Origin of the sequence: Paenarthrobacter sp. YJN-D, from assembly GCF_015040335.1 — a bacterium.
GTDB classification, from domain to species: Bacteria; Actinomycetota; Actinomycetes; order Actinomycetales; family Micrococcaceae; genus Arthrobacter; species Arthrobacter nicotinovorans.
In genome coordinates, this window is sequence record NZ_CP053549.1 from 953,010 (window position 1) to 975,129 (window position 22,120).

A 22,120-nucleotide genomic window follows, 5' to 3' on the forward strand; every position below is an offset into this window, starting at 1 on the left:
ACGGGGCAGGCAGTGTCTTACGAGCGTAGGACACGGCCCCGACAGTCAGAGTCGGTATCCACAATGTGTAGGAGAAGTCACACTACACAGAGGGTGAAAGAGCCGGTTATTGCTCGCGCGTCACGCGTTGGAGGTCCTCGGCGGCAAGAGCCAGCAGGCCCCGCAGTTGTTCCACGCGCTCGTCGGTGACGTCCCCGGCAGCATTGGCCGCAACAGCTTGGTCCAGAAGCTTCTGGGCTTGCTTATGGTTGGCCTTGGCGACGTCCAGGGCGTGCTCCAGGGTGGTCTCATGTTCCATCGTTGATTCGTTTTCCATGAGACCCATTCTGGTCAGGTTTCCCGGCCGTTTCCAGTGACCCGGCCGGGAAACCCGTGTTAACTGCTGCGGACCTAGGCGCCGGCCGTTTCGAGTACGGCAATGGGAGCGATGACATCCCGGGCCGGGAACGACGGCGGGTTCACGCCGGCCATTTCTTCCATCACACGGACAACCTGGCAGGAGTAGCCGAACTCGTTGTCGTACCAGACGTACAGCACGAGGTTCTTGTCGTTGGAGATCGTGGCGAGGCCATCGACGATGCCGGCCCGACGGGAGCCGACGAAGTCCGTCGAGACTACATCGGGAGAATCGATGTAATCGATCTGCTTGCGGAGATCGGAATGCAGCGACATTTCACGCAGGAAGTCGTTGACCTCGTCGCGCGTGGTGCCCTTCTCCAGGTTGAGGTTCAGGATGGCCATGGAGACGTCCGGGGTGGGTACACGGATGGCGTTGCCTGTCAGCTTTCCCTGGAGTTCGGGAAGGGCCTTGGCCACTGCCTTGGCGGCACCGGTCTCCGTGATCACCATATTCAGCGCAGCGGAGCGTCCGCGGCGGTCACCCTTGTGGAAGTTGTCGATCAGGTTCTGGTCGTTGGTGAACGAGTGAACCGTCTCGACGTGGCCGTGAATGATGCCGAACTTGTCGTTGATGGCCTTCAGCACCGGAGTGATGGCGTTCGTGGTGCAGGATGCGGCGGTGACGATCTTGTCGTCGTCACTGATGTCGCGGTGGTTGATGCCGTGAACAATATTCTTGAGGTCACCCTTGCCCGGCGCCGTCAGCAGGACGCGGGCAACGCCCTTGCTCTGCAGGTGCTGGGAGAGGCCTTCGGCGTCGCGCCAGCGTCCGGTGTTGTCGACCACCAGGGCGTCCTTGATTCCGTACTCGGTGTAATCAACAGTTGCGGGGTTGTCCGAGTAGATGACCTGTACCTGGACGCCGTTGGCGGTGATGGTGTTGGCTTCCTCATCCACGCGGATGGTGCCTTCGAAGGAACCGTGAACGGAGTCGCGACGCAGCAGGCTCGCGCGCTTCACGAGGTCGTTGTCGGCGCCCTTGCGGACCACGATGGCGCGCAAGCGCAGGCCGTGGCCGCCACCGGCCTTTTCGATCAGGATGCGGGCCAGCAGACGGCCGATACGCCCGAAACCGTAAAGAACGACGTCGGTGCTGGTGCGGTCGTCAGCGCCGCGCTTGCCAACGATCTCGGCGAGCTCGGAGCGCAAGTACTCGTCCAGGGAGGCGCCATTGCCTTCTGCCCGGTACTTTTCGGTCAAACGTGCAATATCAATGGCTGCTGCGCCGAGCTCCAGCTCGGAAAGGGCGTTCAGCAGGGGTGCCGTCTCCTCGAGCAGGAGCTCGTGGTTGCTCATCCGGCGTGCAAAGCGGTGGGCCTTGAGGATGTTCATGGTGGACTTGTTGATCAAGCTCCGGCCGTGGATGCTGGTGACCACGTTGTTTTCCCGGTACAACCGGCCGATCACCGGAATCATGGCCTCGGCGAGAGCCTCCCGGCCCATCCACTTATCAAGACAAGAATCTGACGTCTGGCTCACAGAACTACCTTCCTTGGGTCAACCACATACGTCCTCGTATGCGGATGGCGGCGGCCGCCCGGAGTAGTCCTGCGGCACATGCGCCGGCGGGCTTCGGTCCACCCACAGCGCCTTGAACGAGAGCAAAGAAAATCCGCCGGCTGCGAACGCAGTCCCGGCGGCAGAACATCTACGTTCAGTAACCATTCTAGGCGGGAAGGCCGGGGCATGGTCGTCCCGGAGGCGTGAAATCACTCACACGCCCGTCATTCAGGGAGTCATAAATGGATGGGTTGACCGATACGCCGGGTTCTGTCATCCCCTTCCGTTACCGGAAAGGGAGAGGCGGCCATCCATCTACGAACGCCGTTGCCGACGCCCTCCAGCAGCCTACCCGGACACTCGGGCGAGCAGCCCTCGAACGTGTCCTGTCTGGCCTTGCTCCGGGTGGGGTTTACCTAGCCTCCCCGGTCACCCAGGGAGCTGGTGGTCTCTTACACCACCGTTTCACCCTTACCTGCTGCCCCGGTGCAATACCGGGACGCAGGCGGTCTGTTCTCTGTGGCACTGGCCTGCGGGTTACCCCGAGTGGGCGTTACCCACCACCCTGCTCTGTGGAGCCCGGACGTTCCTCGAGCCACTTTCGTGACGCGCGGCCGCCTGGTCAACCCATCCGCCGTACAGTCTACCGGCGTCCAGGACGGCCCAAGTCACCGGTAATATCGACTGGTGCTGATTCTCCTGCCGCCCTCAGAAGGCAAAACCCCCGCCCTCAAAGGACCTGCCATCGAATGGGAGTCGCTGAGCTTCCCGGAACTGAACCCGTACCGGGCCAAGGTCCTTGAAGCTCTGGGGACAGTGAGCGCGCACGAGGACGCCCTGGCGTTACTGGGCGTCGGCGCCTCGCTGCGGGACGACGTCGAACGTAATACCCGGCTGCACGCCGAACCCGCGGCTCCCGCGCACCAGGTCTATTCGGGAGTCCTGTACGACGCCCTCGGCTTCAAGACCATGACGCCGGCCCAGCGCCGCAAGGCGACGGAGTCCATCCTGGTTGTTTCCGCTTTGTGGGGAGCCATTGGCTTTGGTGACCACGTGCCCGCCTACCGTCTGTCGATGGGAACCGCACTGCCCGACGTCGGACGCCTCGCCTCCTATTGGAAGCCGCAGCTGAACGCCGCCCTCGCCCAGCGGGTCGACGGCGAACTGCTGGTGGACTGCCGCTCCAGCACCTACGCCGCAGCGTGGGCTCCCCCGGCCGCACAGACGGTGAACGTCAATGTGTTCAACGAGGCGAACGGCAAGCGCACCGTGGTGAGCCACTTCGCCAAGCACACCAGGGGTGAGTTGGCACGGCATCTGCTGACCAGGCGCGGCAAGGCTCCGGAAACTCCGGATCAGCTCCTGAAGGCCGCCAGCGAAATCCGGACCGCCGAACTGGTTGAGGGCACCGCCCGGAAGCCACACGCCCTGAACATCATTCTGTCCAACTAAGGCCGTGCCCGGGTCAGGTCAGTTCCACTCCGCTGAACGGACCAGGATGACGCCGGAGTCCGGGCAGAAAACGATGTCGTCCTCCGCTGCGGCTTTGACCTCGGCAAGGTCACCTGGGCTGAGCATCATCCCCGAGCCTTCGGACTTTCCGTGGAACAGCCGGGCAGCACCGACTCCACGCTTGGCGATGGTCTTTTCGTACACCGCGAGCATCCCCGGGTCCAGCGCCTCGGCGAATACAGCCCGTTGCCCGCGAACCACTGTCTCCTCGGCCGCGATCTCCGCGATCGCTTCGTCCAGTTCAGAGCGGATGCTGCCGAACGAACCCTGGATGTCGTCAACAATGGCTTGCTGGGCAGCCTGGCGTTCACGCAGGGTGTCCAGGCGCTCCAGGATCTCAAGCTCAACGTCTTCAAGGTCCGAACGGCGCTTGTTCAGCGAGGCGATGTCGTTCTGCAGCGCCACCAGGTCCTTGGACAACCCGGTTCCGCTGTTCAGCCGGGTTTCATCGCGCTCGATGCGGGACGCAACCTGTTCGACGTCGGCTTCCGCGCGGCGCAGTTCGGCTTCGGCGTCATGGACAGCGATTTTGGCCGCCCCGAGTTCACCGTTGGCCACACTGAGGGCGTCCGTCAGGTCAGTAATGCGGGGATCGTTTTCCAGCACCTTCCGGCGGCCCGCCAACGACTTGAGCTTGGCATCCAGCCCCTGCAGTTCAAGCAATTTCAATTGTTCTGCCGGTGCTGCTTTCGCCACGCTTACCTCCGCTTGTCGCCGCCGGTCCTGGAGATCAGGTCCGGCCCCTTTCCTAGACTCTAGTCGCCGCCGGGAGTCAGTATGAAGTCCCAAGGGTCACTGTTGGTACTGCTGACGCGGATATCGACGTCGTAGCCCTGGTCAGCGAGCACGTTGCCCAACGCTTCTGCGGCGGCTGGAAGCCACAGCCATTCACTCGCAAAGTGCGATACGTCAATCAGGTACGGCCGCCCGTTGGTGGCCCCCTCACGCGCTTCGGAGGCCGGATGATGCCGCATGTCCGCTGTGACGTACACATCGGCATGGTTGGCCCGGACGGCGTCGAACAAACTGTCCCCGGCGCCGCCGCAGACGGCAACACGCCGCACCAGGCCGTCTTTGTCGCCGGCAACCCGGACCCCGCCCGCCACGGCGGGCAGCATTTCAAAGACACGGGCCGCAAAGTCGCCCAGGGTTTCAAGCTCCGGAAGATCGCCCACCCTGCCGATTCCTTCTTCCGGCAATCCGTTGGATGCCTGGGTCAGGGGCGCCACGTTCTCCAGCCCGAAGGCATCTGCCAGGACGTCCGACACTCCGCCAACGGCTGAGTCACCATTCGTGTGCACGGTTAGCAGGCCGGTGCCCGCTTCAATCAATCGGTGGACAGCGAGGCCCTTGGCCGACGTTGCGGCAACGGAGTTCACCCCTTTGAGCAACAGGGGGTGATGGGTAATAAGGAGCCCGGCACCCCATTCGATGGCTTCATCGATAACGGCCAGGGTGGGATCCACGGCAAAGAGGACTTTGGTCACCGGGGCCGTGGGTCGCCCGACAACCAGGCCGACTTCGTCCCAATCCTCGGCGAGGGACTCGGGCCAGAGTTCTTCAACAGCCAACAACACCTGGCCGAGGGTAGGTTCGCCGCTGGCCCCAACTGTTTCTTCGTGTTCTGTTTCGTCATCTTCGACGGAATCCGCATCAGAAATGCCAGTGTTCACTGCTTCCATATCCCTATTCTTCACTACCGGGCCGGTTCAGGCAGTCCCGGTCACTTGTGCAGCTGCCCGGTGCCGTAATTCTCCCGTAAGGTGAAGCGGGAATCATCAGGCCATCCCAACCATTGAAGAGAACATGAAAACTTTCGTACTTGGCGGCGGCTGCTTCTGGTGCCTGGATGCCGTTTACCAGAAAACCCGCGGGGTCAGCTCGGTTGTCTCCGGCTACACCGGCGGCCACGTCCGCAATCCCGATTACTACGAAGTGTGCTCCGGGACCACCGGTCACGCGGAGGTGGTTGCGGTGACATTCGATGAAACTGTTGTTCCGGAAGAAGTCATCCTGGACATGTTCTTCGCCCTGCACGACCCCACCACCCTGAACCGGCAGGGCTACGACGTCGGGACCCAGTACCGGTCCTCGATGTTCTACACCACCACCGAGGAGAAGGTCTTGTTCGAGGAAGCCATCGAACGCGCCCAGGCCTTGTGGTCCGACCCGATTGTGACTGAAGTGGTGCCGCTCCCGGACTTCTACGAGGCCGAGGAAGTCCACCAGAATTACTATGCAAAGTTTCCGTACCAGGGATACTGCCAGGTGATCATTAACCCCAAGCTGGCAAAGGCCAGGAAATATTACTCTGCATGGCTTACTGCTTAGCAGGGTTTCGATCCGGCTGGTTAGGCTGACCTCAGCAATCCCTCTTCAGAGATAGGCGTAAATTTTCATGGCAAGGATCTACGACGACGTTACTCAGCTGGTCGGCCGCACCCCGCTGGTTCGATTGAACCGGCTCACCGAGGGCCTTGACGCCCAGGTTGCCGTCAAGCTTGAGTTCTACAACCCCGCCAACAGCGTCAAGGACCGCATTGGTGTAGCCATCATTGACGCCGCCGAAAAGTCCGGTGCCTTGAAGCCGGGCGGAACGATCGTCGAGGGTACCTCAGGCAACACGGGCATTGCCCTCGCACTCGTGGGCGCGGCACGCGGCTACAAGGTCATCCTGACCATGCCCGAAACCATGTCCACCGAACGCCGTGTCATGCTGCGCGCTTACGGTGCCGAAATCGTCCTGACCCCGGGTTCCGAAGGCATGCGTGGGGCCGTCGAGAAGGCCCAGGAGATCGTCGCCAACACGGAGAACTCCATCTGGGCCCAGCAGTTCGCCAACGAGGCCAACCCGGCGATCCACCGCGCCACCACGGCCGAGGAAGTCTGGAACGACACCGACGGCGAAGTTGACATCTTCGTAGCAGGCGTAGGAACCGGTGGCACCATCACCGGCGTGGGCCAAGTCCTCAAGGAACGCAAGCCCGGAGTCCAGATTGTTGCCGTCGAACCCAAGGATTCGGCCATCCTCAACGGTGGCGCTCCCGGTCCCCACAAGATCCAGGGCATCGGCGCCAACTTCGTGCCGGAGATCCTGGACACCAACGTCTACGACGAAGTCCTTGACGCCACCCTTGAGGACTCCGTGCGGGTTGCCCGGGACCTCGGTGCCCGCGAAGGCATCCTCGGCGGCATCTCCTCCGGTGCCATCGTGTGGGCCGCGCTCGAACTCGCAAAGCGTCCGGAGAATGCCGGCAAGCTGATCGTGGCCGTCGTCTGTGACTTCGGGGAGCGTTACATCTCCACCGTGCTGTTCGATGACATCCGCGGCTAACACAACGCCTGCACACCTTCATTTCCTGTAGAAAGGTCTTTGTGAGCTTCTTCGCAAGACTTAAGGAAGACCTCGACGCCGCCCGGTCCCACGACCCGGCGGCGCGAGGTTCTTTTGAGAACTTTTTCGCCTACTCCGGATTGCATGCCATCTGGGCGCACCGCCTGACCCACAAGCTCTGGCAAAACCCGGCGCTCCGTTTTCCGGCGCGCCTGATTTCGCAGCTCGCGAGGTTCCTGACGGGCATCGAGATCCACCCCGGGGCCACGATTGGCCGCAGGTTCTTTATCGACCACGGCATGGGCGTCGTCATCGGTGAGACATCGGAAATCGGCGATGACGTGATGATCTACCACGGTGTCACGCTCGGCGGCCGCTCCCTGGCCAAGGTCAAGCGCCACCCCACCATCGGTGACAGGGTGACCATTGGTGCCGGCGCGAAGGTATTGGGCCCCATCACCATCGGAGCAGACAGTGCTGTTGGTGCGAATGCCGTAGTAGTGAAGGACGCTCCACCAGAGTCGATCATCACTGGAATTCCGGCGACCTGGCGGCACCGGGACGCCAGGTCAGAGACGAAGCCTGCAGTGGATCCGGCCGAGTATTACATCGAATACCGCATCTAGCCGGCCAGTCCTTTGTAGAAGTTCAGGAACACGGCGTCGAACGCCCTGTCCGGAAGAATCCTTCGCATTGCCAGAACGCTCCAGGCCCCCCGCCCTACCGGGTAGCGGGTCCTGGGGCGTTTTGCCTTTGCTGCCCGGACGATGGCTTTTGCCACCACCGTTGCCGGAGTGGAAAGCACGTGGCCGTCACCCGAGGTGGATGCCAGCGCTGCGGCAACAATATGCGCTTGATCGGCGTACGGGCCATCGCCTGACGTGGCCAGCAGCCCCTCGCCGGCGATGGTGCCCCATTCGGTGTCGGTCCCTGACGGTTCGATGATGACGACGTCGATGCCGTGCGGCTTCAGTTCCAGGCGCAGCGAGTCGCTCATCCCCTCCACGGCAAACTTGGTGCCGTGGTACCAAGCGCCCAGGGGCTCGTAGATCTTTCCCCCGATGGATGTGACATTGATGATCCTGCCTTTCCCTGCCGCCCGCATCTGCGGAAGAACCAGCTGGGTCATCCTTGCAAGGCCCAGGACATTGACGTCGAATTGCCGCCTCCCCTCGGCCAGGGGGACCTCTTCAAGGGAGCCGTAGGAACCATAGCCTGCGTTGTTGACCAGCACGTCCACGCGTCCGTGGGCGGCTTCCACTTGCGCCACCGCTGACATCATCGATTCCTCGGAGGTCACGTCGAGCGACAGTACGGTTATCCCGTGGTCCTTCAGGGGCTCCATCATGTCGACGCGACGCGCACCTGCGTAGACAGTAAAGCCCGCCCCTGCCAGGGCAAGGGCCGTCGCGAATCCGATACCCGTGGAGGCGCCTGTAACAAGTGCGATGCTGGCTGGCATTGTCTGTCCTTTGCTGGTGGCCCAGCACCTGAACGGGAGCTCCGTTACGGCAAAGGCCGGCTCCTTCCAGCGTAATAGGAAGGAACCGGCCTTTGCGCGGTGGTGTTACTGACCCACGTGGCCGCTAGTGGGTGTCGACAGCCGAGATCTCGGACTTGTCTTCGCCCCACAGGGTGTGGAACGTGCCCTCGGTGTCTACTCGGCCGTAGGTGTGTGCACCGAAGAGGTCGCGCTGTCCCTGGATCAGGGCGGCGGCGACCCGCTTGCGGCGGAGGCCGTCGTAGTAAGCAAGGGAGGAGGAGAACACCGGTACCGGAATGCCCAGCTGCACGGCGGTGGCCACAACGCGGCGCCAGGCCGGGAGTGCCTCTGCGATGGCCTTCGTGAAGGCCGGTGCGAACAGCAGGTTCGCGGGCTTCTCATCGGCAGCGTAGGCCTTGGTGATGTCCTTGAGCAGCTCTGCACGGATGATGCAGCCTGCACGCCACAGGGAAGCGATCTCGTCCAGCTTGAGGTCCCAACCGTATTCCTTGGCTGCGGAGGTCAGCATGTCCAGGCCCTGTGCGTAGGACACAAGCTTGGAGGCGTAGAGTGCCTGGCGGACGTCCTCGACGAACGTCTCCGGGATTTCCACGGAAGCCTCTTCACCGGCGAGCAGCTCCTGGCCGAGCTTGCGCTGCTCGGTCTGGGAGGACAGTGCGCGGGCAAACACGGACTCTGCAATGCCGGAGACCGGTGAGCCGAGTTCAAGGGCGGAGATGACCGTCCAACGGCCGGTGCCCTTCTGGCCGGCAGCGTCAACGACGACATCAACGAACGGCTTGCCGGTCTTGGCATCGACGTGGCCGAGAACCTCAGCGGAGATTTCGATCAGGAACGAGGACAGATCGCCCTTGTTCCACTCAGCGAAGATCTTGGACTGTTCGGCGGGCTCAATGCCTGCACCGGAGCGGAGAAGGTCGAATGCTTCGCCGATGACCTGCATGTCGGCGTATTCGATGCCGTTGTGGACCATCTTGACGAAGTGGCCGGCGCCATCGGTGCCGATCCAAGCACAGCAGGGTTCGCCGTCGACCTTGGCGGAAATCTTTTCCAGGAGCGGGCCGAGCGCGTCGTAGGACTCACGGGAGCCGCCGGGCATGATGGAGGGGCCGTTCAGCGCGCCTTCTTCACCACCGGAGACACCGACACCGACGAAGTGAAGGTCCTTCTTGGCCAGCGCTGCTTCGCGGCGGCGGGTGTCCTCGTAGTGCGAGTTGCCGGCGTCGATGATGATGTCGCCGGCCTCGAGCAGCGGTTCCAGCTGCTCGATGACGTTGTCGACGGGGGCGCCTGCCTTGACCATGATGAGGACGCGGCGGGGCTTTTCGAGGGAGTCGACGAGTTCCTGCAGCGTTTCCGTGCGGATGAAGTCGCCTTCCGTGCCGTGCTTTTCCAGCAGGGCGTCAGTCTTTTCCACGGAGCGGTTGTGGAGAGCCACGGTGAAGCCGTTGCGTGCGAGGTTGCGGGCCAGGTTGGCGCCCATCACCGCAAGGCCGGTGACACCGATGTGTGCTGACATCAAAACTCCAATTCGTTCGTGTGCAAACAGTCCCGACGTAGCCATGGGGGCACGCGGGAAGCGATTTCAAAACCAGGGGCTGTAATAAACCATACGTATATAAACCTTGGGCGGGAAAGCGGCGCCCACGTTGTGGAAGCTGCCGCGTCATAAACAGTCTATGATGCCCGGCGGCTGCTGAGGCGGCGCGGAATGCGTTCCCGGCACGGATACCGGCATCCCCGGTCGCCCCGCGCCACTATGCTTACCTCTATGTCAACCAGCCTTCACCACCGCGCCGTTGAGCATTTGGGGACCCGGATTGTGGGTGGCGCCCTTCCCACGGGACACGTGATGTTGGCTGAGCATTTGGAAGACGAACTCAACGTCTCCCGTTCCGTGGTGCGTGAAGCCGTGCGTGTCCTCCAATCACTCGGGCTTGTGGAAACGATCAAGCGGGTGGGCATCCGTGTCCTTCCTGCCCATCGCTGGAATCCCTTCGATCCCCTGGTCATCCGGTGGCGCCTCGCGGGCGAAGGCCGCGGCGCGCAGTTGCGGTCGTTGGCCGAGCTGCGCTCCGCCGTCGAACCCGTAGCCGCCGAACTCGCCGCCGGCAACGCACCCGAGAGCCTGCGGCAGGAACTGGTGGGCATTTCCCTCGCCATGAAGGAAGCGGGAGACGCCGGGGACATGGCAAGATTCCTTGACCTCGACATCCGCTTCCATGCCCTGGTGTTGTCCGGATCGGGCAACGAGATGTTCGCCAACCTCATTGGCCAGGTCACCGAAACCCTCACGGGCCGGACCGTCCACGGCCTCATGCCCGAGCATCCCCAGAAGGAAGCCCTCCAATGGCACATGGACGTGGCCCACGCCATCGACGCCGGCGACGGTGCGGTAGCCCGCGACGCCGCTGCCAGGATCATGCGCCAGACGATCGCGGAGCTGGCACCCAGCTGGGACGACCAGCCCCGCGTCTTCGTCCCTGTGGCCAGGAATTAGCCGTTCCGGAAGTTCAGCAAAACTTTGCCGGACTCGGCCGAATTCTTCGCCACTTCGAAAGCCTCCAGGCCGTGGGCGAGATCGAATTCGTGCGTCACAACGGGGTCGGCAAACAGGGATCCGTCAGCCAGGGCCGCGATGACTTCGTCAATCTCGTCGTTGAAGCGGAATGAGCCCAGGAGCTCCAGCTCGCGGGTTATGGCGAGGGAAATGAACACCGGTTGGGGTCCCGACGGCAAAAGACCCACCATCACCACCTTGCCGCCACGGGTGGCACCCTTGATGGCCGAGGCCAATCCGTAGTGGCTCCCTGAGGATTCAATGACGACGTCGGCGTCCACCGCCGCGATGGCGTCCGCGTCATCACCCTTGAGGACGGCGTCGGCACCGACAGACCGGGCGATCTCCAACGGCTTGTCATGCATGTCGACGGCGACAATCCGGGCAGCGCCGGCGCGCTTCAGCACGGCCACCGCCAGGGCTCCGATCGGACCGCTGCCGATCACGAGTGCCGTTTTCCCCCGAACGTCGCCGGCGCGGGAGACCGCGTGCCATGCGACGCTGGCCGGTTCCACAAGCGCCGCCGTGCGAAGGTCCAGATTTTCCGGCAAGGGACGGAGCATCCTGGCGGGCAGATTGGCGTAGCGGCTGAAGGCGCCGTCGGTGTGCGGATAGCGTGCCGCGCTTCCAAGGTAGGTGCACCCCGGCGAGAGATTTGGCCGGTCCTCGGGGTACCGGACGTCGCCAGGTGCCGGGGTGGCAGGGTGGACAGCCACAGGCGTGCCCGCTGCAGGACCCGTACCATCGGCTGCCTGCTGGAGGACAACACCAACGATCTCGTGGCCGAGGACCATCGGTTCTTTGAGAATGGACTCGCCCGCGGCGCCGTGCAGCCAGTAATGGAGGTCCGAACCACAGATCCCGCCATAGGCAATCTCCACGATGGACTCGTTGGGTTGCGGTGCTGGCAGGGGGATGTCCTCGATGCGAAGATCGCCTTTGCCATGGGCTACAACTGCCGGACCGGATGCAGGGAGGATGATGCTCATCAGACCACCACCGTCATTCCGCCGTCGACGAAAATCGTCTGGCCGTTCACGAAGTTCGATGCCTGCGATGCGAGCCATACCGTGGGGCCGGCAAGGTCCGCAGTGGTTCCCCACCTGTTGGCCGGGGTGCGGCCCAGGATCCAGGAGTTGAAGTCGGCGTCATCGACCAGGTTCTGCGTCATTTCGGTGTGGATGTAGCCTGGGGCGATTCCGTTGATCTGCAAGCCGGATGCGGCCCACTCGGCGGTCATGGCCCGGGTGAGGTTGCGCAAGCCGCCTTTCGCGGCAACATACGGCGCGATGGTGGGACGGGCCAGGTCCGTCTGGACAGAACAGATGTTGATGATCTTGCCGTGGCCCCTGGGGATCATGTGCCGGGCGGCTTCCCGGCCCACAAGAAAAGCGCTGGTGAGGTCCGTGGTGATGACCCGGTCCCAGTCCTTGACATCAAGGTCCAGCATGGGCACCCGGTGCTGGATGCCGGCGTTGTTCACCAGGATGTCCAGAGGCCCAACGTTTTGCTCCACCCAGGCGACCCCTTCAGCGGCAGAGTCGGCGTCCGTCACGTCGAAAGCCCGGCTGTGGACTCTCCCATCCGGATACTCTGCGGCCATCGCCCGGTGTGATGCCTCAAGCCGTTCAGTGTTGATGCCGTTCAGCACAACCGTGGCGCCGGCATCGGCGAGGCCGCGGGCAAGGGCGTTGCCTATCCCCCGGCTTGAACCAGTGACCAAGGCAACCCGCCCGGTCAGATCGAAAAGTGCACTCATGGTTTGTTCGTCATTCCTTCTTCAGTTGCGACGGTTCAGTTGCTGTTGGACGTGATGGGGACAGGCGTCCGGCCCAGGTTTGCGATGGCCTGCCGGACGACGGCGAGGTCCCGGTCGCCGAGCCCTTGGCGTTTGAGTTCGGCGTACAGGTCATGTGCCGCCGAAGCGATCGGCGTGGCGGAGCCGGCTGCCGCAGCGCTGGCGAGTACGAACCCGAGGTCTTTGTGCATGAATTTTGCCGGTCCAGTTGGTGTGTAGTCCTTGGCTGCCAAGCGCGGACCGACGTTGTCCAGCACCCGGCTTCCCGCCAGTCCTCCGGACAGCACCTCGAAAAGAGCCCCTACATCCATCCCGGAGCGTTCGGCGAGTTCCGCAGCTTCGGCGAGGGCCGCCGTCGTGGTTCCGACAATCAGTTGGTTGCACGCCTTGGCGAGCGACCCCGACCCCAGGGGTCCCATCCGACGCACGGTGGTGCCCATGGCCTGGAAGAGCGGCCCAAGCTGCTCGAAGGTTCCTTCATCGGCCCCCACCATGATGGCAAGGGTTCCGCTTTGTGCACCGGCAGTTCCGCCGCTCACCGGCGCGTCCACTACCACGGCGTTGCCGCCGCTTGCCTGGTGCACCAGTTCGCCGAACCGCTGGACACCCGTTGGGGAGACACTGCTCATGACGACGACGGCGGTCCCCGGGCGCGGCGCCGAACTCCCCCAGGATTCGAGCAGCTCCGCTGCCGCTTCTTCGATGAACGGAAGGTCGGGAAGCATGAAAATGATGGCGTCCTCGTCACGCAACGCGGCCACGCTGGCGGCCCGGTTGATGCCGGGGAGAGCTTCGAACGCGGCGTCGGAGCGGTTCCAGGCGGTGACGTTCCATCCGGCGCCGGCCAGGTTGGAGGCCATCGGCGCGCCCATCAGACCCAGCCCGACAAAACCCACGCGTTTGGTGGTCATGGCAGGTAACACCTCACTTCGTCGTGGTCATTTACGTAAATTCTGTTCAATATCCTAGCCGCCATTCAGTATGATGAACACCATGACGACTGATGAACTTACCATCGCCATCGCTGTACCGCTCGAAGCTGAGCACGTAGAGCAGATCCGCGCTGTAGATCCCTCCGTAACAGTTCTCTACGAACCGGAGCTGCTTCCTCCGGAACGGTTCCCGGCAGACCACGCGGGCGACCCCGCGTTCAAAAGGTCGCCGGAACAGGAAGAACGCTATTGGGCCATGCTGAACCGCGCACAGGTCCTCTATGGCTTCCCCAACGAAAGTCCCGCCGGCCTTGCGCGCATCGCAAAAAGCAACCCGCACCTGCAGTGGATCCACGCCATGGCAGCCGGTGCCGGTGGAGCGGTCAAGGCCTCAGGCCTGGACACCGAAACGCTCCGGAAGTTCCATGTCACCACCTCTGCCGGCGTCCACGCCCTGCCGCTGGCGGAATTCTCGGCATTCGGTATCCTCAACGGCTTCAAGCGCAGCGCCGAGATGGCACAGGACCAGGCCGCCAGGTTCTGGCCGGAACTGCGGACGCCCACCAAGCTGGCCAACGGTTCCAAGGTTGTCATCGCGGGCCTCGGTGAAATCGGCATGGAAACGGCCCGCATCGCGCGCGCCCTGGGCATGAGGGTCAGCGGAACCAAACGCAACGTCGAAGCCATCGAGGGAATCGACGAAGTCACCAACAACGACGGCTTGGCCGGCCTCCTCGCCGACGCCGACGCCGTGGTCAACACGCTGCCCGGCACGCCGTACACGGAAAAGCTGTTCAACAAGGACATCTTCTCTGCCATGAGGCCAGGAACAGTTTTCGTCAACGTGGGGCGCGGCACGGTAGTGGACGAGGAGGCCTTGCTCGCGGCACTGGACAACGGACAGGTTGGATACGCATGCCTGGACGTGTTTGCAGTGGAGCCCTTGCCTCAGGACAGCCCTTTGTGGAACCACCCCAAGGTCCTGGTGTCGCCGCACACCTCGGCATTGAGCGCGGCGGAAAACAGGCTCATCGCCGAACGATTCCGCAACAACCTGCGCATTTTCCTGGACGGTGGCGAACTCCCCCACCTGGTGGACCCGGTCCACTTCTACTAAACCGGACTACCAACCTGTGGCGCTGAGCCACCTCTCGGACAATGCATCGGCCATGCTCCCGGTGTATGTGCTCGAGAGGTGGTTGTCGTCCAGGTACACGTAGACGTTGCCAATGATCCCCGGACAGCTGGCACCATCACAGATCAGGTCGGTCATATCCAGGATGGACAGGCCGGTGAAGTTTCCTTCCAGCTGATCCAGCGGATTGTCGGCGGCCAGCACAGAGGACAGGGCGGGACGGCAACGGGGATCGTCGACGCCCGAAGCCATGGCGCATTCGCTGGGGCTGAAGGAGAACCGTGGGTTGTCCCGCATGGCGATGACCTCCACACCTTGATCGGTGATCTCCCCCACCAGTTCATCAAGTCCCCACGTAAGGTCCTCATCCGGAGAATCCGGGACAGCCGCGGTCCCGACAAGGAAAACAGCATCCGGGCGGTAGCGCCGAATGTGTTCGCGGACATTCCGGTTGAAGGCATTGCATTCGTCGCCAACCTCGTCCGTCTGAGTCATGAATGGACAGGCTCCAAACGTAATGGCCTGCACCCGCCAGTTGCGCTCTTTCGCCATGGGGCCGATGGCGCCGAGCCACTGCAGGGAATGTGACTGCCCGACAACGAAGATGGTCTTGGCGGCATCCGCGCCGACGTCGTTCTGCTGGCACTCCGCGAACAGGACCGGGTCCTGGGGACGCAGCTCCCCGGTACAGGGGCCGTCAAGCTTGCCCCAGTCCGCCGGAAGCTGCTCAGGCGTCGGGAGCGTCCTGGCGTCCTTGCCCACCCGGTTGACATAGCCTGGCAGCAACGCCCTTGCGCCCGGGTTGTCATCCATGTCCTGGCCGGCAATGGCGTTCTTCTCTTGCTGCTGCTGGAACCCGAACACCGTCATCGGCGTCGCTCCCACAGCAAGGCAAACCAATACCGCTACGGCCAGACGGCGACGCTTTGCCTCCGGCCAGCGCCATGACCGCAGCGGCTGCTCCACGAACCTGGTGGTGAGGTAGGCCAGCAGCAACGAAACACCCACGATCGCCGCGCCCGTCAGTGCGTCCGCGTGGTCTTCGCCGATCCACACAAGGGTGATGACCAACAGCGGCCAGTGCCACAGGTACAGGGCATATGAGGTAGACCCGAGCCCCACCAGCAACCTGGAGGAAAGAATACGGTCCACCCCGAAACGGCTTCCCGTCTGTCCTGCCACGATGACAGCCACAGCCGCGAGGGTGGGCCACAGCGCCACGAAGCCCGGGAACGCCGAGCGGACCTGGAGGAGCACACCGCAACTGAGCATCGCAGCAACTCCCACCCAACCCAGTACGGTACCCAGGCCACGCCCTGGGCGCAGGAAGGGAAGCAGCAGGGCAACCAGGGTACCCAGCGCAAACTCCCACAGCCGGGCAAGAGTGTCGAAGTAGGCCAGTTCCTGGTGGGCGCTGGTGAAGTAGATCGAGTAGCTCAGCGACGCGACGAAGATCAGCCCGAAGATTCCCAGCAACATTGACCGGTATCGCAAGCCGAACCTCCGGCACACCAACGCGGTAGTGACGAAGATCGCCGGCCAGAGGATGAAGACCTGCCCCTGGATAGACAACGACCAGAAGTGTTGCATGGGGCTCGCCAGGCTGTGGTCAGCGGCGTAGTAATTGACCACCTGCTTTTGCAGCAGCCAGTTCTGTACGTAGAACAGGGAAGCCCAGGCCTGGTTGACGATCTCAGTCCACCTTGTCCGGGGGACGATAACGAACGTTGCTGCCAATGTACCCGTCAGCACTACGACGACGGCGGGAAGCAGCCGCCAGAACAGGTGCAGCCAGTGCCGGACCAGCGACACCGGCCGGGACTCCTCATACCGACTGACGAACTGGAGGGTCATCAGGAAAGCCGAAATCAGCAGGAAGACGTCCACGCCTCCCGAAACCCTGCCAAACCAGATGTGATACGACACCACCATGAGCACGGCCAGTGAACGGAGCCCCTGGATCTCGGGCCGAAATCTGGTGCCTCTGGAGCCCCGGATTTGGCCGGGGCTTTCCGGCGATGCCACGCCCTTGGTTGCCGTCATGGACACGCTCCTCTATCGCTGCACCAATTCTGCACCGCGGTCCGCGAATTTCCAGCACTCCGGGGTTGGACGCCGCAAAGAAAACAGGACGGCGCCCCTCCTGTGGAGGGACGCCGTCCTGAGGCGTGTTGTAGCAGCGGTTTCGGCGACTACTTGGCGTCTTCCGTGCTGACGAGGTCGCGGCCTGCCGTCTCGGGGGTGAAGAAGGTGGTCACGAAGGAGATGAGCGCGAGGACCAAGGAGTAGATGGCGAGCACCAGCCAGGAGTGGTTGGTGGCGGCCAGCATCAGCGCTCCGAGCAGCGGCGCAAGGCCACCGGCGAGGACCGCTGAAATTTCACGGCTCATGGCCACACCGGTGAACCGGTACTGCGATCCGAACAGCTCAGGCAGCAGGGGGCACTGCGGACCAAGCATCGACTGGACGCCGATGGCGATTCCCACGGCCATGACTACCCATACCAAGGTGACGTTGCCCAGTGTGACCAGGTAGAAGGCGGGTACGGCAATGATCGCCTGGAACAACGCGCCGTAGCGGTAAACCGGAACACGACCGTACCTGTCGGACAACGCACCGAAGGTCACCACCATGACTGCTGCGAATCCAGCGGCGATCAACAGACCGACAGGACCGATGGAGTTGTTGCCCGCGAAGACTCCTGCGGGCATGCTCATGAACGAGACAAGCAGGGCAGAGTAGATTGACGAGTTCCCGTTTTCGCCCATGCGGAGGCCAATGCCGATCAATGCGTTCTTCTTGGAGTGCTTCCACAAAGCGCCAATGGGGTTCTTGACTACGTTCTTGTGCTTTTCGAGTTCCTGGAAGGCAGGAGTTTCCTTGAGCTTGAGCCGGATGAAGATGGCAATCACGATCAGGATGAAGCTGGCGAGGAACGGTACCCGCCACAACCAGCCCTGCAGGACCGACTTGTCCGCCATGGTGATCAGCGCGAACGTGCCGGCGCCAAGCAGGGTACCGAGCTGAATGCCGACGAACGGCAGGGAAGCGAAGAAACCACGACGACGACGCGGCGCGACTTCGGAAATCAGCGTGGTTGCGCCGGCCTGCTCGGCACCGGCACCGAGCCCCTGAATGATACGCAGGGTCACGAGCAGCACCGCACCCAGCATCCCGGCCTGCTCAAAGGTCGGCAGGAGGCCAATGGCGAAGCTTGCCGTGCCCATCAAGGCAATCGTCAGGATCAGGACCATCTTGCGGCCGAACCGGTCACCGATGTAGCCGAAGATCAAGCCGCCGAAGGGACGGGCAGCAAATCCGACACCATACGTGGCAAAGGAGGCGATCAATGCCCCGTCCGGACCGAGCGGCGAGAAGAACAGTGGCCCGAAGATCAGCGCCGAAGCGAGGCCGTAGATGTAGAAATCGTAGTATTCCAGGGCGGAGCCCACGGAACTGGCCAGCGTCGCCCGCCGGAGCTGCTCCGGTTCAACGACGGCCTCGTCAGCTTCCGCCGCGAAGTTTGTTTTAGTACGAGTTGTCACAAGCACTCCCTCAAAATCACCCCGGGCCCCCGTTGGCCCAGTGAGATAGTGATGGCAGCACCGCCAAGATCACTATGATGAACAGAGTACAGCTTGCTGAACGCAATGCCAAGGTTAAAATCAGATTTATGAAAATCAGCCCATAGGGTTGCCCAGCGAACGCGCCAACTCCTTGAGCTCTTTCACCATGAGAGCTCCCTGCTCTTCAGAATATGTGGCCTTCAATGCGGTCACGGAGAGACCAAGGCTGGGCCCATGCGCGCCGTGGGTGGGTACAGGGACGGCCAGGCAAACGACACCTACCGTGGACTCCTCATCCTCGAAAGCAAAGCCTTGCTGGCGGATGGTGGTGATCTGGGCCTTGAGTTCCTCGGCCGTCCGGAGTGAGTTGGCAGTCATCGTGGGCAATTCCATACCGTCCGGGAACATGGCCTCGATGTCGTGGTCATGCAGCTGTGCCAGCAACGCCTTGCCCACACTGCACAGCGAGACCGGCATCTTGTCACCGATATTGGACGTCAACCGCACGGCAGGATGCCCTTCGTAACGCGCCAGGTAGATGACGTGGTCGCCGTCGAGCATCGCAATGCGGACCGTTTCGCCGGAGAGCGTTGGAGCCTGCTCGCAGTACTTGTAGAACTCCTGCACTTCGTCGAGGCGGCTGAGGTACGCAGCTCCGAGTTCCACCAGCTTCCGCCCGAGCGCAAAATCTGCGCCCTGCCTGGTGATGAGGCGCGCTTCCTCGAGCGCCAGCAGCAGGTTCGATGTTGATGACTTCGGTATGCCCAGCTCACGGGACAAATCGCTGAGGGTCAAGCGGCCGGACGGGGAATCAGCCAGGGCTTCCAGGACGGCGGCGGCGCGCGTGACGGCGGGGGCCGGCGACGAAGCGCCCAACCCTTCGGAGCGGGTGGTGCGGGAATCGGCCATGATTCTCCTTCGTCATTGCAACTCAGTGTTCAATCTGCTGAACAATACCCATCATAGTGGCAAGCAGGTGTCGCTGACCTGTCCGGCTTTCCAAACCCAAAAGTTGGCTGTATATTCATTTTCGAGCTCTCCACCGCGGCATCCCCCAATAGTCGCGGTGGAGAGCTCATCCATTTCCTGTCTGCTGCTGATTGCCGGCACAGGCTCCCTATGCTGCCGCGGCGTCCTCACCCCGAAGGCACCAGCCCCCTCCTGATCCATCGCGCACCAGTTGCCATGTGGCGAGAGCGGAACGGGCGTTGTTCCCCAAGCGCACCTGGACCTGCAGGACCTCAACATCCACGCGGCCGGTTCCGCGCGGCATCCGCTTCGATACCTCCCACCAGGCAACCCTTTCGAACCATCGGACGGGCTCCACTGCGATCTTCCACTCCCGGCCTCCTCTCACGACGACGGCCGGCTCGCCTTGGGCGGTTGTGCGGATGTAAACGTGCTCCATGGAGTCAACCGTAGGAGGAGGCTACGACAATGAGAGGTCGCTACCGGCGGAAGGAGGCACTGACGGCAGATCACCAGACTCCAAGTGACGGCACCGAGGGGACAAAGGCTCCGGGCGTGAAACAACAACGTGAATTGAGTACGAAAAAGCCCCGCCCTCTCGAACCTTGCGGCCGTGAGTGACGGGGCTTCCTGGTGGGTCCTACCGGGATCGAACCGATGACATCCACGGTGTAAACGTGGCGCTCTACCAGCTGAGCTAAAGACCCATATTACGGTTTCAGCAGCCTCTGACTTCCTCAGCGCTTCAACCAACGAACAATGACTCTACATGATCAACTGCCGGAAACACCAATCGAGTCTGGAACGGCCGGAAGATCAGGCAAAGCCCGCGCAAGGTAGTCCAATGCACCGCTGACGCCCAGCTCAAGTTTCACTGAAGCAAGTTCGTCCCCGCGGGTGATCCCCCTGTTGATGATGACCACAGGCTTGCCAGCTTTTGACGCATGGCGGACGAACCTCAGGCCACTCTGCACCGTCAGCGACGAGCCTGCAACCAACAGAGCTTCCGCGTCATCAACCATGCCGTAGGCACGGGCTACGCGGTCCTTGGGGACGTTCTCCCCGAAGTACACGAAATCAGGCTTCAGGATTCCGCCGCAGATCGGGCACACTGCCATGACAAACGACGTGATGAGTTCGGGGTCTTCCACCGTGGCATCGGCGTCCGGCGCCATCTCCACCAGGCCGGACTCCACGGCAGCTTCAACGAAGCCTGGGTTGATCTCTTCCAGGATGGCCGCGATCAGCTGCCTGCTGAAGGTGTGTCCGTGGGAAAGACAGATCACCTGGTCGAAGCGCCCGTGCAGATCCACCACGTTGACGCTTCCGGCATCCTCGTGGAGCCTGTCCACGTTCTGGGTGATGAGCCCCGTCAGGAGGCCTCGCCGTTCCATCAGCGCGACGGCGGCATGGCCGGCATTGGGGTCGGCATGCCGGAGGTGGGACCAGCCGATGTGGTTGCGGGCCCAGTAACGCCTCCTGTTCGCCTCGCTCCCAATAAACTCCTGGTAAGTCATGGGGTTTCGTGGCGCAGAACCCGGTCCCCGGTAATCCGGTATCCCGGAGTCGGTACTCAATCCGGCTCCCGTGAGGACAGCCAGGCGCTGGCCCTGCAGGACGCGCACCGCAGGATCCAAGGCTTCCAGCTCCGAGGGTTCAAGCTGCACTGCGGCCGCAGGTGCCATGCTGGCGAACCCCGTCATCCCCACGCCTGGCCCCCGGTTGCTCATGGCTGTTGTTCCACCAAGGCCGATAGGGCCCTCCGGTACTCGTTGAAGTCCCTCGCCTGGCCCCGCGGATTGACCACGACGTAACGGATAACGCCCGCCGCATCGATGATGAAAGTTCCCCGCAGGGCCATTCCGCTGGCTTCATCGAAGACTCCGTAATCCCGGGCAACAGCTCCATGCGGCCAGAAGTCCGCCAGGAGATCGAAGTCGAAGCCCTCATGTTCGGCGTAGGCCCGTTGAGCGAATTTGCTGTCGACGGAAATTGCCAGCACCGTTGCATCAGCGTCGTTGAACTGCGCCATGTTGTCGCGGATCTCACATAACTCGCCGGTGCAGATGCCTGAGAAGGCAAAAGGGAAAAAGACAACGACGACGTTTCGGCCGCGATAGTCCGACAACCGGACAGGCTCACCGTATTGGTTCAGAAGTTCGAAATCAGGTGCAGGCTCACCTGTACGGGGGCCCTGGACCGCAGCAGGTGCCTGCTGGACTTCCGTCATTTGTTCTTCTTGGGCACCAGCCGTGTGGCGCTCCAGTCTTTGGATACCCCGGCGGAGGTAGTCAGGTGAAGTCCCGAAGTAGGGGCTGCGTCCTGGATATCGGCCGGAGACACGTAGTTATCCCTTCCTGACTTGGGCGTCAGTACCCAGACAACTCCGCCTTCCTTCAGCGTAGTGAGCGAATCCATGAGCCCGTCAACGAGGTCACCGTCGCCGTCGCGCCACCAGAAGATGACCGCATCAACGACGTCATGATCGTCTTCATCGAGCAATTCCGAGCCGGTGACATCTTCAATATCATCACGCAAGTCGAAGTCGACGTCATCGTCGTAGCCGCGCTCCTGAATCAGATCCCCATCTTTGAAACCCATTCGTTCCGCCACATTTACCGATGTGGCGGCGTCGGCCTCGCTCACGTTTCCTCCTTTTGAAGTGACTTCCATTACTAACAGCCAACACCCTTTGGGCGCCTGCTTCAAGCCATTCTCCCTGCACCGAGGCACATTCCGCACCACCTGGGGTGTTTCGGGCCCGTGGCACATGCGTGCTTTACGTCACGGAAGCCGTTCAGATGTGACATACAACGCCCTGCGGGGGCTGCGGCTACGCATAGCAGCGCCGCGAAAGCTAGAGTGGCCATGAGCGCTCTGGCTGCAGGGCGATCGCCCCGCAGAATTCTAC

Annotated in this window: 22 protein-coding genes, 1 tRNA gene and 1 other RNA gene; 6 read left to right on the forward strand and 18 right to left on the reverse strand. The window is 62.5% G+C overall.

Features of this window, described 5'->3' with window-relative positions; translation table 11 throughout:
* Positions 1-106 precede the first annotated feature (106 nt).
* The 3 genes from HMI60_RS04460 to rnpB form a co-directional block, all read right to left on the reverse strand.
* Positions 107-316: a hypothetical protein gene (locus tag HMI60_RS04460; protein ID WP_026267182.1), complete on the reverse strand. Its 210-nt coding sequence runs from the start codon at positions 314-316 to the stop codon at positions 107-109.
* 74 nt (positions 317-390) lie between these two features.
* The gene (locus tag HMI60_RS04465; protein ID WP_082499724.1) at positions 391-1,878 is read right to left on the reverse strand and encodes a glyceraldehyde-3-phosphate dehydrogenase; all 1,488 of its coding nucleotides are present in this window, start codon (positions 1,876-1,878) and stop codon (positions 391-393) included.
* Positions 1,879-2,142: 264 nt separating this feature from the next.
* Positions 2,143-2,529: RNase P RNA component class A (gene rnpB, locus HMI60_RS04470), an RNA gene on the reverse strand.
* Between the two features lie 57 nt (positions 2,530-2,586).
* Here rnpB and HMI60_RS04475 point away from each other — a divergent pair.
* Complete coding sequence (locus HMI60_RS04475) at positions 2,587-3,351, forward strand: YaaA family protein (protein ID WP_193590633.1); 765 nt, start codon at positions 2,587-2,589, stop codon at positions 3,349-3,351.
* Positions 3,352-3,369: 18 nt separating this feature from the next.
* Here HMI60_RS04475 and HMI60_RS04480 read toward each other — a convergent pair whose 3' ends face one another.
* Together HMI60_RS04480 and HMI60_RS04485 are read right to left on the reverse strand one after the other, a co-directional pair.
* Positions 3,370-4,107, reverse strand: coding sequence for a zinc ribbon domain-containing protein (locus HMI60_RS04480; protein WP_018777859.1), 738 nt, complete (start codon positions 4,105-4,107; stop codon positions 3,370-3,372).
* 59 nt (positions 4,108-4,166) lie between these two features.
* On the reverse strand, positions 4,167-5,093 hold the full coding sequence (locus tag HMI60_RS04485) for a Nif3-like dinuclear metal center hexameric protein (RefSeq protein WP_018777860.1): 927 nt from the start codon (positions 5,091-5,093) through the stop codon (positions 4,167-4,169).
* Positions 5,094-5,217: 124 nt separating this feature from the next.
* Between HMI60_RS04485 and msrA the strand changes: the two genes are divergently transcribed.
* The 3 genes from msrA to epsC all read left to right on the forward strand — a co-directional run bounded on the left by msrA (position 5,218) and on the right by epsC (position 7,371).
* Positions 5,218-5,742 carry a peptide-methionine (S)-S-oxide reductase MsrA gene (msrA, locus tag HMI60_RS04490; RefSeq protein ID WP_018777861.1) on the forward strand — a complete coding sequence of 175 codons (525 nt, stop codon included), beginning with the start codon at positions 5,218-5,220 and terminating at the stop codon, positions 5,740-5,742.
* Between the two features lie 67 nt (positions 5,743-5,809).
* Positions 5,810-6,745 carry a cysteine synthase A gene (gene cysK / locus HMI60_RS04495; protein ID WP_018777862.1) on the forward strand — a complete coding sequence of 312 codons (936 nt, stop codon included), beginning with the start codon at positions 5,810-5,812 and terminating at the stop codon, positions 6,743-6,745.
* 41 nt (positions 6,746-6,786) lie between these two features.
* A complete protein-coding gene (epsC, locus tag HMI60_RS04500; RefSeq protein WP_018777863.1) occupies positions 6,787-7,371 on the forward strand; it encodes a serine O-acetyltransferase EpsC in 585 nt (194 codons plus the stop codon).
* On the opposite strand, the gene HMI60_RS04505 is transcribed toward epsC, so the two are convergent.
* Both HMI60_RS04505 and gndA read right to left on the reverse strand, forming a co-directional pair.
* Positions 7,368-8,207 (reverse strand): oxidoreductase, encoded by an 840-nt coding sequence (locus HMI60_RS04505; protein WP_064722270.1) that lies wholly within the window; start codon positions 8,205-8,207, stop codon positions 7,368-7,370. The genes epsC and HMI60_RS04505 overlap by 4 nt on opposite strands.
* A 124-nt stretch (positions 8,208-8,331) precedes the next feature.
* On the reverse strand, positions 8,332-9,768 hold the full coding sequence (gene gndA, locus HMI60_RS04510) for an NADP-dependent phosphogluconate dehydrogenase (RefSeq protein ID WP_018777865.1): 1,437 nt from the start codon (positions 9,766-9,768) through the stop codon (positions 8,332-8,334).
* A 252-nt stretch (positions 9,769-10,020) separates the two neighbouring features.
* Between gndA and HMI60_RS04515 the strand changes: the two genes are divergently transcribed.
* Complete coding sequence (locus HMI60_RS04515; protein WP_026267183.1) at positions 10,021-10,749, forward strand: FadR/GntR family transcriptional regulator; 729 nt, start codon at positions 10,021-10,023, stop codon at positions 10,747-10,749.
* On the opposite strand, the gene HMI60_RS04520 is transcribed toward HMI60_RS04515, so the two are convergent.
* The 3 genes from HMI60_RS04520 to HMI60_RS04530 are packed head-to-tail and all read right to left on the reverse strand — an operon-like array spanning position 10,746 to position 13,518.
* Complete coding sequence (locus HMI60_RS04520; protein ID WP_193590634.1) at positions 10,746-11,798, reverse strand: L-idonate 5-dehydrogenase; 1,053 nt, start codon at positions 11,796-11,798, stop codon at positions 10,746-10,748. The genes HMI60_RS04515 and HMI60_RS04520 overlap by 4 nt on opposite strands.
* Complete coding sequence (locus HMI60_RS04525) at positions 11,798-12,568, reverse strand: SDR family oxidoreductase (protein WP_193590635.1); 771 nt, start codon at positions 12,566-12,568, stop codon at positions 11,798-11,800. The genes HMI60_RS04520 and HMI60_RS04525 overlap by 1 nt, the downstream gene beginning before the upstream one ends.
* A gap of 35 nt (positions 12,569-12,603) precedes the next feature.
* A complete protein-coding gene (locus HMI60_RS04530; RefSeq protein WP_193590636.1) occupies positions 12,604-13,518 on the reverse strand; it encodes an NAD(P)-dependent oxidoreductase in 915 nt (304 codons plus the stop codon).
* A gap of 70 nt (positions 13,519-13,588) precedes the next feature.
* Between HMI60_RS04530 and HMI60_RS04535 the strand changes: the two genes are divergently transcribed.
* Positions 13,589-14,656, forward strand: a complete 1,068-nt coding sequence (locus HMI60_RS04535; protein ID WP_079582142.1) for a D-2-hydroxyacid dehydrogenase — start codon at positions 13,589-13,591, stop codon at positions 14,654-14,656.
* Between the two features lie 6 nt (positions 14,657-14,662).
* Here the strand turns inward: HMI60_RS04535 and HMI60_RS04540 are convergent, their stop codons facing one another.
* From HMI60_RS04540 to HMI60_RS04575, 8 genes are all read right to left on the reverse strand, one after another.
* On the reverse strand, positions 14,663-16,717 hold the full coding sequence (locus HMI60_RS04540; protein ID WP_189075460.1) for an acyltransferase family protein: 2,055 nt from the start codon (positions 16,715-16,717) through the stop codon (positions 14,663-14,665).
* Between the two features lie 149 nt (positions 16,718-16,866).
* Positions 16,867-18,219 carry an MFS transporter gene (locus tag HMI60_RS04545; RefSeq protein WP_193590637.1) on the reverse strand — a complete coding sequence of 451 codons (1,353 nt, stop codon included), beginning with the start codon at positions 18,217-18,219 and terminating at the stop codon, positions 16,867-16,869.
* 135 nt (positions 18,220-18,354) lie between these two features.
* Entirely contained in the window at positions 18,355-19,149 is a 795-nt protein-coding gene (locus HMI60_RS04550; protein ID WP_039241812.1) for an IclR family transcriptional regulator, read from the reverse strand.
* A gap of 208 nt (positions 19,150-19,357) precedes the next feature.
* Positions 19,358-19,648, reverse strand: coding sequence for a hypothetical protein (locus tag HMI60_RS04555; protein ID WP_018777874.1), 291 nt, complete (start codon positions 19,646-19,648; stop codon positions 19,358-19,360).
* 192 nt (positions 19,649-19,840) lie between these two features.
* Positions 19,841-19,916: transfer RNA gene (locus tag HMI60_RS04560), tRNA-Val, on the reverse strand.
* A 66-nt stretch (positions 19,917-19,982) separates the two neighbouring features.
* Positions 19,983-20,939 (reverse strand): NAD-dependent protein deacetylase, encoded by a 957-nt coding sequence (locus HMI60_RS04565; protein ID WP_018777875.1) that lies wholly within the window; start codon positions 20,937-20,939, stop codon positions 19,983-19,985.
* A complete protein-coding gene (locus HMI60_RS04570; RefSeq protein ID WP_018777876.1) occupies positions 20,936-21,439 on the reverse strand; it encodes a peroxiredoxin in 504 nt (167 codons plus the stop codon). The genes HMI60_RS04565 and HMI60_RS04570 overlap by 4 nt, the downstream gene beginning before the upstream one ends.
* Positions 21,436-21,855: a DUF3052 domain-containing protein gene (locus HMI60_RS04575; RefSeq protein ID WP_018777877.1), complete on the reverse strand. Its 420-nt coding sequence runs from the start codon at positions 21,853-21,855 to the stop codon at positions 21,436-21,438. The genes HMI60_RS04570 and HMI60_RS04575 overlap by 4 nt, the downstream gene beginning before the upstream one ends.
* Between the last annotated feature and the right edge of the window lie 265 nt (positions 21,856-22,120).

Bases quoted from the DNA above. Each gene is read 5' to 3' on its own strand.
- HMI60_RS04460 (WP_026267182.1), bottom strand. From the start codon at position 316: ATGGAAAACGAATCAACGATGGAACATGAGACCACCCTGGAGCACGCC.
- HMI60_RS04535 (WP_079582142.1), top strand. From the start codon at position 13,589: ATGATGAACACCATGACGACTGATGAACTTACCATCGCCATCGCTGTA.
- HMI60_RS04565 (WP_018777875.1), bottom strand. From the start codon at position 20,939: ATGAGCAACCGGGGGCCAGGCGTGGGGATGACGGGGTTCGCCAGCATG.
- HMI60_RS04485 (WP_018777860.1), bottom strand. From the start codon at position 5,093: ATGGAAGCAGTGAACACTGGCATTTCTGATGCGGATTCCGTCGAAGAT.
- HMI60_RS04505 (WP_064722270.1), bottom strand. From the start codon at position 8,207: ATGCCAGCCAGCATCGCACTTGTTACAGGCGCCTCCACGGGTATCGGA.
- HMI60_RS04530 (WP_193590636.1), bottom strand. From the start codon at position 13,518: ATGACCACCAAACGCGTGGGTTTTGTCGGGCTGGGTCTGATGGGCGCG.
- HMI60_RS04570 (WP_018777876.1), bottom strand. From the start codon at position 21,439: ATGACGGAAGTCCAGCAGGCACCTGCTGCGGTCCAGGGCCCCCGTACA.
- HMI60_RS04555 (WP_018777874.1), bottom strand. From the start codon at position 19,648: ATGGAGCACGTTTACATCCGCACAACCGCCCAAGGCGAGCCGGCCGTC.
- HMI60_RS04520 (WP_193590634.1), bottom strand. From the start codon at position 11,798: ATGAGCATCATCCTCCCTGCATCCGGTCCGGCAGTTGTAGCCCATGGC.
- cysK (WP_018777862.1), top strand. From the start codon at position 5,810: ATGGCAAGGATCTACGACGACGTTACTCAGCTGGTCGGCCGCACCCCG.
- gndA (WP_018777865.1), bottom strand. From the start codon at position 9,768: ATGTCAGCACACATCGGTGTCACCGGCCTTGCGGTGATGGGCGCCAAC.
- HMI60_RS04550 (WP_039241812.1), bottom strand. From the start codon at position 19,149: ATGGCCGATTCCCGCACCACCCGCTCCGAAGGGTTGGGCGCTTCGTCG.
- HMI60_RS04515 (WP_026267183.1), top strand. From the start codon at position 10,021: ATGTCAACCAGCCTTCACCACCGCGCCGTTGAGCATTTGGGGACCCGG.
- HMI60_RS04525 (WP_193590635.1), bottom strand. From the start codon at position 12,568: ATGAGTGCACTTTTCGATCTGACCGGGCGGGTTGCCTTGGTCACTGGT.
- msrA (WP_018777861.1), top strand. From the start codon at position 5,218: ATGAAAACTTTCGTACTTGGCGGCGGCTGCTTCTGGTGCCTGGATGCC.
- HMI60_RS04540 (WP_189075460.1), bottom strand. From the start codon at position 16,717: ATGACGGCAACCAAGGGCGTGGCATCGCCGGAAAGCCCCGGCCAAATC.